General features: G+C 72.8%; 7 protein-coding genes and 1 pseudogene. 3 read left to right on the top strand and 5 right to left on the bottom strand.

Going from position 1 to position 8,486, the window contains the following annotated elements:
- Together ACWCO3_RS26950 and ACWCO3_RS26945 are read right to left on the bottom strand one after the other, a co-directional pair.
- A pseudogene (locus tag ACWCO3_RS26950) lies at positions 1-640 on the bottom strand (MFS transporter); the annotation flags it as partial.
- A 216-nt stretch (positions 641-856) separates the two neighbouring features.
- Positions 857-2,461: an FAD-dependent oxidoreductase gene (locus ACWCO3_RS26945; protein WP_450012683.1), complete on the bottom strand. Its 1,605-nt coding sequence runs from the start codon at positions 2,459-2,461 to the stop codon at positions 857-859.
- Between the two features lie 162 nt (positions 2,462-2,623).
- On the opposite strand from ACWCO3_RS26945, the gene ACWCO3_RS26940 reads away from it, so the two are divergent.
- Entirely contained in the window at positions 2,624-2,977 is a 354-nt protein-coding gene (locus ACWCO3_RS26940; RefSeq protein ID WP_145784955.1) for a nuclear transport factor 2 family protein, read from the top strand.
- A 22-nt stretch (positions 2,978-2,999) separates the two neighbouring features.
- On the opposite strand, the gene ACWCO3_RS26935 is transcribed toward ACWCO3_RS26940, so the two are convergent.
- Together ACWCO3_RS26935 and ACWCO3_RS26930 are read right to left on the bottom strand one after the other, a co-directional pair.
- Entirely contained in the window at positions 3,000-3,704 is a 705-nt protein-coding gene (locus ACWCO3_RS26935) for a UdgX family uracil-DNA binding protein (protein WP_357933823.1), read from the bottom strand.
- A gap of 302 nt (positions 3,705-4,006) precedes the next feature.
- Positions 4,007-5,347 (bottom strand): aminotransferase class I/II-fold pyridoxal phosphate-dependent enzyme, encoded by a 1,341-nt coding sequence (locus ACWCO3_RS26930; protein ID WP_450012680.1) that lies wholly within the window; start codon positions 5,345-5,347, stop codon positions 4,007-4,009.
- Positions 5,348-5,383: 36 nt separating this feature from the next.
- On the opposite strand from ACWCO3_RS26930, the gene ACWCO3_RS26925 reads away from it, so the two are divergent.
- Both ACWCO3_RS26925 and leuE read left to right on the top strand, forming a co-directional pair.
- Positions 5,384-6,625 (top strand): bifunctional pyridoxamine 5'-phosphate oxidase family protein/GNAT family N-acetyltransferase, encoded by a 1,242-nt coding sequence (locus tag ACWCO3_RS26925; protein WP_450012678.1) that lies wholly within the window; start codon positions 5,384-5,386, stop codon positions 6,623-6,625.
- The gene (gene leuE, locus ACWCO3_RS26920) at positions 6,625-7,296 is read left to right on the top strand and encodes a leucine efflux protein LeuE (protein ID WP_269680531.1); all 672 of its coding nucleotides are present in this window, start codon (positions 6,625-6,627) and stop codon (positions 7,294-7,296) included. Before ACWCO3_RS26925 ends, leuE begins: the two co-directional genes overlap by 1 nt.
- Positions 7,297-7,431: 135 nt before the next feature.
- On the opposite strand, the gene ACWCO3_RS26915 is transcribed toward leuE, so the two are convergent.
- On the bottom strand, positions 7,432-8,364 hold the full coding sequence (locus ACWCO3_RS26915; protein WP_145784959.1) for a sporulation protein: 933 nt from the start codon (positions 8,362-8,364) through the stop codon (positions 7,432-7,434).
- Positions 8,365-8,486: the final 122 nt, after the last annotated feature.

Here is an 8,486-nt window from a genome sequence, read left to right as displayed (position 1 = left end):
GCCGCGCGGTGAGCAGCGGGTCGGGCCGGAGCAACCCGAGGAGTACGACGGCAGCCAGCACGAACGCGGCCGAGCTGAACGCGAACGGGCCGGCGAGTGGGGGCAGCCCCCAGCCGGTGGTGACCCGGTCGGCCAGGGCGGCGAAGTTCGGTGCGGCCACCGCACCGATGGTGGTCGCCCAGACGATCAGGGAGAGCTGCCGCCCTCGTCGGGCCGGCTCGGCGAGGTCCACGGCCGTGTAGCGGGCCTGGAGGTTCGCGGCGGTGCCCCCACCGAAGAGCAACATGCCGAGGAAGAGCAGCGGGATCCAGTGGGTCATCGCGGACAGCACCACGAGCACGCCGCCGACGGCACCGACCGCGTACGCCACCACCAGCCCTGGTCGCCGCCCGTGCCGCGCCATGATCCGGGTGACCGGGACGGCGAGCAACGCCGCGCCGACCACCCCGGCGCTCTGTGCCACACCGGCCACCGCGGTGCCGGCGATCCGCGCGGCGAGCAGCGCGCCGACCGCGATGCCGATGGTGACGCCGACGCCGCCGACGATCTGGGTGGTGAAGAGCAGCCGCAGGGTACGGCGTTGGATCGACGCGATGTCGGGGCGAGCGGCGGTGCCCGACGCGGTCAGGTCGGTGGCCATCGGCGCTCCTTACGAAGAGGGTGGCCCCATCCTCGCGCACCCAACCCGCCGCCCGCCGCCCCGCCGCGCGCCCCGCCCAATGATCCGCGCAACGTCAGGGATGCTGCTGTCTCAGCGTGCCCGGAGGCAGCACTTCCCCCGACGTTGCGCGGATCTTGGTCGGGCCTTGAACCGGGCGCGCGGACCGGGACGGATACGCCCGGTCGGCCTGGTCGGTCAGCCGGCCATCACGCGCTGGTGCAGCGACGACACCGCCGAGCGGGCCGCCACGAACGCGCCGTGCTGCCAGGCCACCTCGTGGCTCAGCCAGTCCCCGGCGAAGTAGACCCGCCCGGCCGGCTGGAGCAACAGGTTGTAACCGGCCGTGCCGTAGCGAGGTGAGGTCCAGGCGCCCTCGATGTAGCGCGTCCGGTCCCAGGCGTGGGAGTACGAGGTGACCAGCTCGCTGCGGTACTTGTCACCATGGATCTTCACACCCTGGGCGACCGCGCGCTCCCTGCGCTGCTCGGGTGTGAGCCCGCTGTACGCCCTGGCGTTCGCACCGGTGTTGTAGTAGCCGACGACCAGGCCGCGCTTGCCGTGGAAGCCGTGCGACGGGTACCAGATGTGCGACAGGTCCAGGTCGGTCTCGGTGATGCCGCCGTAGATCCGCTGGTCGGTCTCCCACCAGCGGCTGCGGTACTCCAGACCGATCTTGCCGGCGGCGGTGACCGGGAAGTCGGCCAGGGCGGCGGTCACCGCCGTGCCGAGATTGTGGGGTACGCGGGCCATCAGGTGCGGTGGCAGCGTGGCCACGCAGTAGTCGGCGGTGAGCTGCGCCTGCCGGGAACCCTGCCGATAGGTCACCTCGACGGCGCCGCCCCGGTCGGTCACCCCGGTCACCTCGGCGTCGAGCCGGATCCGGTGCGTGCCCACCGCCTTTGCCAGGGCCCGGGGGATCTGGTCCATGCCGCCGACCGGCTGAAACATCAGCATGGCCTGGTCGTAGCCGAACTCGAAGGAGAAGTACCGGCCGACGTTGCTGGCGAAGACGTCGGAGAGCGCCGGGGGCGCACCGAGAGGGCTGCCCACGTCGTTGCCCGCGCCCGGATAGGCGGCAAAGCCCCGACGGCTGGTCCCGGTGTACGCCCATCCGTTGGTGCGTCCGCCGATCGCACCGAAGCTCTGCAGGAACGCCAGGAGCCGGGTCCGGTCCTCGGCGGTGAGCTGGGCGTCCAACGCGCCCTGGTCGGTGGCCTTCGCCAGCAGCTCCGAGACGTAGCCGTACACGTCGGCCTTGGCAGTGCGGTACCGGACCGGCTCGGTCATACCGGCGGACTCGTTGTAGATCCAGGCGTCGGCGTTCTGGTTGGTGAAGACCTCGACGGGCACTCCGAGTTCCCGGCAGTAGTCCATGGTCACCATCCACTGCGCGATCCGGCCCGGCCCGGCGTTGAAGTAGACCCCGTCGGAGAAGCCCGCACGTTGCGTCCGTCCATCGAGGTCGGTTTCGACGTCGCCGCCGCGGATGGTCAGGTTCCGCCCGCCGACGCGGTGCCGCGCCTCAAGAATCGTGCAGCGGTAACCCGCCTTGCCCAACTCGTAGGCGGCGGTGAGACCGGCGATGCCGCCCCCGAGGATGACCACGCTGGCACCCGGCCGCCCGGTCAGCGTGAAGTCGGACCGCTCCGGCGGCCGGAATGCCGGGGTGACCGCCGCTTCCGCGCTGGGAGCGAGGCCCATCGCGCCCATCGTGGCGAGCATCGCACCGGCACCACCACTGACTCCCACCGCCCGCAGGAACCCACGCCGGCTCACCGTCGACTGTGTCTGACCGCTCATCGCGCCTCCCCTACAAGATCGACTCGCATGAGTCTGCAGAGAGGCTGTTTCGTGGATCGCGCAGTGCCGTTTCCGGCAGGTATCGGCTCGCCCGCCGCTGCCGAGCACGTCGGCGGCGGGAACGGAGTCGCTTCCGGCGTGGACCGCGCCTATGGTGCCGCAATGGGCGATGCCGGGACGCGGTTGGTCGAACGCTTCAACGACGCGTGGCATCGGGGCGACCTGACCACGGTGGCCGCCTGCCTTGCCGAGGACGTGCTCTACAGTCCGAGCGCCTGGGACGGGCCGGCCCGAACCCTGCGAGGGCGGGACGCGGTGTGCCGCGCCTTCGCCGACCAGCTCGGCAACGGCCCGACCCTCGGTGCGGTGCGGGCGGCCGGCGACCGGGTCCTGTGCGAGTGGAGCTGGCCGCAGGCGGAGGACGGCACCGTGCTGCGCGGAGTGGATCTCTACCTGGTCCGAGACGGCCTGATCGCCGCAAAGGACGTGTTCAGCAAGATCACGACGGACGGCTGAGCCCCCGCAGCCTCGCGCCGGACTACTCGGGCAGGGCGCGGGTGACGACGGTGAGGTCGGCGACCAGACCCTCGTACGCCTTGTCCTGGTCGTCGGCGCGCAGCACCGCGGACGGGTGGATGGTGGCCAGCAGGCGAGCCTGCGGCGCGTCGGCGCGCTCGCCGGCGTTGTCCACCGGCACCCGTTGGAAGTCCTCCGGGTGCTGGGCCGAGGCGGGCCAGGGGAGCAACTCGCCCCGCTGCCGGGTGACCCGGAAGGACGGCCCGAGCAGCGCCTTGGCGGCGGTCGCGCCGAGCACCACCACGATCTCCGGGCGCAACCGGGCGAACTCGGCTACCAGCCAGGGTCGGCAGGCTGTGATGTGCACCTGGTCGGGGGTCTGGTGGATCCGCCGCTTGCCGCGCAGCTCGAAACGGAAGTGCTTCACGGCGTTCGTCAGGTAGAGGTGACGCGGGTCCAGCCCGGCGTCGTCGACGGCGCGACGCAGCAGCCGACCGGCGGGGCCCACGAAGGGCAGCCCCTTCTGGTCCTCCATGTCGCCCGGCTGCTCGCCGACCAGCACCACCCGGGCGCTCTCGTCGCCTCGGCCGAAGACCGTCTGCGAGGCGTCCCGGTACAGCTCGCAGCCCCGACAGCCGCCGGCGGCGGTCCGCAGGGCGTCGATGGTGTCGGCGTCGGGCGGGATGAACCGCTGGGCGCCCGGGGCGTTCCCGGTCTGCTCGGCCATGCCGACTGTTATATACCCGTTCGATGCCCGGTGCCGGGTACGCCCGCCGGTCGCACCGCGTCAGTAGCCGTTTCCGCCGCCGTCACCACCGGAAGCGATAGCGATCAACACGATGACGATGATGATGATCACCAGCGCCACCACGATCCAGATTCCCTTGCGTGCTCCGGGAGAAGCCATGGTCCCCACCTCCGGCGGCCCGCATACCCGTCCCGTTCACCCCGAATCCTCGCAACCTCGTACTTTCTGCGCGAACCATCGGTCCCGCCGACACCGGGCGCACGGTGGCGGAGCGCGGCCGGTCAGGTGGGGAACCCCGGGGGTGGGGTGGGGTTGGCGGCGTGGGCCAGGGCGGCGGCGAGGGGGGCGAGGTCGTCGGTGTGCAGCGAACTGACCGTGACGCGCACGGCGGGCGCGGCGGCGATCCGGTAGAGGGCGCCGGGGGCCACCGCCCAGCCGGCGTCCCGCAACGCGGTGACCGCGCTCGTCTCGTCCGCCACCGGCAGCCAGACGTTGATGCCGCTGCGGCCGTGCGCCCGCAGGCCGTGCTCGGCCAGCGCGGTCAGCAGCCCGTCGCGTCGCTGCTCGTAGCTCTGCGCCGCCCGCCGCACCAACTCGTCGACGGCCGGGTCGCTCCAGAGGGCGAGGACCAGCCGTTGCAGCACCGTGGAGACCCAGCCGGCGCCGACCCGCGTCCGACCGGCCACCCGGGCCACAGTTGTCTCGTCGCCGACCAGCACCGCGAGCCGCAGGTCCGGGCCGAAAGGTTTGCTCACCGAGCGCAGGAAGGCCCAGCTCGCCGTCGCCCCCGCCAGCGGGTGCAGGGGTACGCGGGCCAGCTCGGCGGCGTGGTCGTCCTCGATCAGCAGCAGGTCCCGCCGGCCGGCGAGCAGCGCGCGCAGCGCCTCGGCGCGCTCCGCGGAGATGGCCGAGCCGGTCGGGTTCTGGGCCCGACTGGTGACCACCAGCGCCCGCGCTCCGGCGGCGAGCGCGGCGGCCACCCCGGCCACCATCGGCCCCTCGTCGTCCACGGGTACGCCGATCGGGCGCAGCCCCAGCGCGGCCACCAGGTCGAGCAGGTTGGCCCAGCCCGGGTCCTCCATCGCGACCGCGTCGCCGGGGCGCAGGTGGGCGCCGAGCAGCCGCTCGATGCCGTCCAGCGCGCCGCCGGTGATGGTCAGCTCCCCGGCGGGCACGCCGTCGGCGTCCAGTCGGGCGCGGGCGGCCTCGGCCAGCTCGGGCAGCACTCCGGCGTCGGAGTAGCTGACCGACGGGCCGGTGTCGGCGGCGAGCGCCGCCAGGTGCGGGCCGAGTGGAGGGAGCAGCCGGCGGTCAGGTTCGCCCCGGGACAGGTCCCGGGCCCCGGGCAGTGGGGGCGGGCGTAGCGCGGAGCGGCGGGCGGCCACCGGGGGGTTGGGGCGGACCCGGGTGCCGTGCCGTCCGGCGGTGACGAGCAGGCCACGTTGGCGCAGCTCCTGGTAGGCGCGGGCGACGGTGGCGGGGCTGACACCCAGGTCGGCGGCGAGCGCCCGAACCGGTGGCAGCGGGGCCCCCGGAGACAGCGCGCCGGTACGGATGCCCGACTCGATGCCGGCCGAAATCTCGACGGCCGTCGTACCACTGAGCTGATAGCGTGCTGACACAAACAGGAGATTGTACTAGAACAAAGGGGCGCGCGCATGTATCCACCCACCGCCCGGACCACACCCCACCGCTCCCGCGACAAGATGAGCTACGACGAGGCCGCCGCCCACGCCGTGCTCGACGAGGCGTACGACTGCGCGCTCGGGTTCACCGTCGACGGCCAGCCACGGGTGCTGCCCACCCTGCACGTACGCATCGGCGACACCCTCTACCTGCACGGCTCCACCGGAAGCCGGCCACTGCTCGCCGCCCGGGGCGACGGGCTGCCGGTCTGCGTCGCGGTGACACTGCTCGACGGGCTGGTCTACGCCCGGTCCCAGTTCCACCACAGCGCCAACTACCGCTCGGTCGTCGCGCACGGCACCGCGCGACTGGTCACCGACGAGCGGGAGAAGCTCGCCATGCTCACCGCGCTGGTGGAGAAGGTCGGCTCGGGACGCAGCACCGACACCCGTCCGCCCAGCCGACGGGAGCTGGCCGAGACGGCCGTGCTGGCGCTACCCCTGCGCGAGGTCTCCGTCCGGTCCCGCAGCGGTGGGGTCCGCGAGGACGAGGACGACCTGCACCTGCCGCACTGGGCCGGCGTGCTGCCGCTGCGGTTGACCCCCGGACAACCCGAGCCGGACGCCGGCGTCACCGCACCGCTGCCGGCGTTCCTGCGTACGGCCCGCACGCAGTGGCACGACCCGGTGTCGCTGCACGGCGAACACGTCCGGCTGGAGCCGCTGGACCTGGCCCACACCGAGGAGCTGCACGCCGCCACCGAGGACGCGGAGGTGTGGCGGCACCTCAGCGTGACGGCACCCACCGCGCCCGATGGGACCGCCGCGGTGATCGGCACCGCCCTGGCCGCACAGCACCGCGGTGAGCGGGTGGCCTGGGTGCAGCGGTGCGCGGCCACCGGGGCGGTGGTCGGCAGCACGTCCTACTACGACATCGACCCGGAGCGGAGGGCGGTGGCGATCGGGCACACCTTCCTCGGCCGGCCCTGGTGGCGTACCGGGATCAACACCGAGGCGAAGCTGCTGCTGCTCGGCCGGGCCTTCGACGACCTGGGCGCGGTGCGGGTGGCCTGGCACACCGACATCCGCAACGTCCGCTCCCAGGCGGCCATCGAACGGCTCGGCGCGACCCGGGAAGGCGTCCTGCGGATGCACCGGCAACGCCCGGACGGCTCCTGGCGGGACACCGTCCAGTACGCGATGACCGTCGACGAGTGGCCGAACGCACAGGCCAGGCTGCGAGAAAGACTTCGCCGCACGGCACCGGTGGCGTGATGATGGCGGGCGTGCTGGGGATCACCGACATCTGGACATACGTGCTGGGCACCGTGGCCATCATCCTGCTGCCCGGGCCGAACTCACTCTTCGTGCTCTCCACCGCGGCCAAACGAGGCGTCGCGGTCGGCTACCGGGCCGCCGGTGGCGTGTTCGTCGGCGACGGGGTGCTGATGTTCCTCTCCGCTGCCGGGGTGGCGTCGTTGCTCAAGGCGTACCCGCCGCTGTTCCTGGTGATCAAGTACGCCGGCGCCGCGTACCTCGGTTATGTCGGGGTGACCATGCTGCTCGGCGCCGTGCGGCGCTGGCGCGACCGCAACGACCCGAGCACGCCGCGGCTCATCGACGCCGCGGAGCCTGCGGCGATGCGCAGCCCGTTCCGCAAGGCGCTGGTGATCAGCCTGCTGAATCCGAAGGCGATCCTGTTCTTCATCTCGTTCTTCATCCAGTTCGTCGACCCCGACTACGCCTGGCCGGCGCTGTCGTTCCTGCTCCTCGGCCTGATCGCACAGGTGACCAGCGCGCTCTACCTGACCGCGTTGATCTTCGCAGGCACCTTCCTGGCCGCCCAGTTCCGGCAACGTCGCCGCCTGGCCGCCGGCGGCACCACCGCCGTGGCCGCCCTGTTCCTGGCCTTCAGCCTCAAGCTGGCCACCGCGACCGCCGGCTGACCCGTCGGCGCTGGCGCTGACCCTCGCGTCGATCATGGACTTGTGGTGCCCCCAAAGGGGGTGAAGCAGGATTTTCCTCCCACCACAACTCCATGATCGACGGGGTTGGCGGGGGGCGGGGGCGGGGCGGGGCTGTCAGGTGCCGTCACCGCCGCCGGACCCGCCACCACCGACGCCTGCACCGCCAGCGGTGCCGCCCAGCCCGAAGCCCGGGCGGATCGGCTCGTCGGGGTGCCGGCTGACGTGGGCGGACCCGCCGATCTGCGCGGACCAGTCGGCGTGGGCGGCAGCTGCGGCGTGCCGGTTGATCGCCTGGCGGAGCCAGCCGTCCACGGTGGCGACCCAGTCCCGCCGGCCGGCGTCCTCGTGCCAGATCCGGAACCTGCTGATGCTCTGGTGGGTGATGCCGGCCAGCGCCAGCCGGCGATCCATCCAGAGGATCGCCTCCAGGCCGGCCGAGTTCGTCACGAAGATCACCTCCAGCTCGGTGATCGGGCCGGCGTAGAGCGGGCCGACCCAGAAACCCCACCGCTGGTGCAGAGGCAGGGTCTGCTCCACCCCGGGCAGCTCACCCTGCTGCAACCCCGCCTGGCGGATCGAGAAACCGAGTGTGTCCAACGCCGCGAACACGTGCTGCTGGGTGGGTAGCGGGTGCACGAAGACAGGCACCATCGCCCCCTGGTCGAGGTCGGGGTCGACGGACACCTCGGTCCGCAGACCCATCCGCAGACTCAGCAGCGGCACCCCACCGAAGGTCGTCACCGGGGTCTCCCAGGGCAACGGCATGGCGAAGTCGACAGCTCTCCGCCGCCCGGCCGGCACGACGAACCGACCGGCGATCGGCACCTGGTGGAACTGCACGAGTCGTCGGGCGGCGGACGGGTCGTCCGGCTCGACTGTGGTGACCAGACCGAGCCGGATGTGCCGGACCAGCACGTCCTCTGGCCCGGCCGCGACTGTCACCCGCCCCGGCAGGCGCAGGCCCGGCCGGGTGCTCGGGTTGGGGAGCGTGGTCTGCACGGACAGGCCGGTCCAACCGGACTCCCGGGACACTCCCGTCAGCCGCACCGCACGCCCCTCCCGGCAGGGGCCCCGTCGGCCCCACCCGGCGCGCCTACCCGGTCGGCGTGATCTCAAGCCCGCAGCGCCGACCCGGCCGCACCTGTCAGCGCGGCAGCGCCGACCCGGCC

The organism is Micromonospora sp. NPDC002411 (assembly GCF_053592955.1).
Note: the sequence above shows the minus strand (reverse complement) of the source record. Positions and strands in the feature narration are given on the sequence as shown.